Below are 735 nucleotides of genomic sequence, written 5' to 3' on the forward strand. Positions count from 1 at the left end.
AGCCCGGCCGACCTGAGAGCATCGATCGCCGCCTTCTGGCCCACCACCAGCAGATCGATCGCCTGGCCGGGGCGATGACACTGCCGGGCTCGGAGGTCGATCCAGGCCCGGAGGTCGCGCAGCCGGGTTGCAGCGGCCTTGCGATCCCGCTCGGGCGCATCGGCCGAGGGCGTCAGCGCGCGGGCCGAGGTCGGGCTGCCGGTCACCTGTCGGACGCGGACATACGGCTGGCGCGCGGCGACCGGTGTGCCGATGTCGATCCTCGGCAGGTAGGTCTGGACGAGTTCCGGGCGCAGCGTCGCGTCGAGATGCAGGATCGGCGCCTGCGCCGCCCAGCCGGTCCGCATTGGGCTGCGCCAGCGCAGGCGGAGGGCGCGAACGGACCCCGCTTCGGTCATGTCGTGGACGAGTTCCGCGCCGGCGGCATCATGACCGTTCTCCAGCGCCTCGGCGAGGATCAGCCAGAGCGTGGCGCAACGCCCGGGCGGCGCCCATGGCTCGCCCGCTTGCGGCAGGACCGCCTCGATGCGCTTGCGCCGCTCGACGGGCGACATGCCGGGGCGGAGGCCCGCGTCGCGCATCCGGCGGCGTTCCAGCGTCGCGGCATGGCGGCAGTCGTCCGGGGTGAGACCGACGGCTTCTAGGAGGCCGAGCCGCAGCGGCCCCGGCTCCGTGACCCTCAGCGCCTTGCAGAGCCGTTCCCGCGCGGCGATCAGATCGGCCGTGGCGCCGACA

At 74.0% G+C, this 735-nt stretch carries 1 pseudogene; it reads right to left on the minus strand.

Annotation, left to right across the window (positions count from 1 at the left end):
• Positions 1-735 (minus strand): annotated as a pseudogene (locus Q0938_RS19170) (hypothetical protein); the annotation flags it as partial.

This window comes from uncultured Paracoccus sp., from assembly GCF_947496875.1.
Classification (GTDB): Bacteria; Pseudomonadota; Alphaproteobacteria; order Rhodobacterales; family Rhodobacteraceae; genus Paracoccus.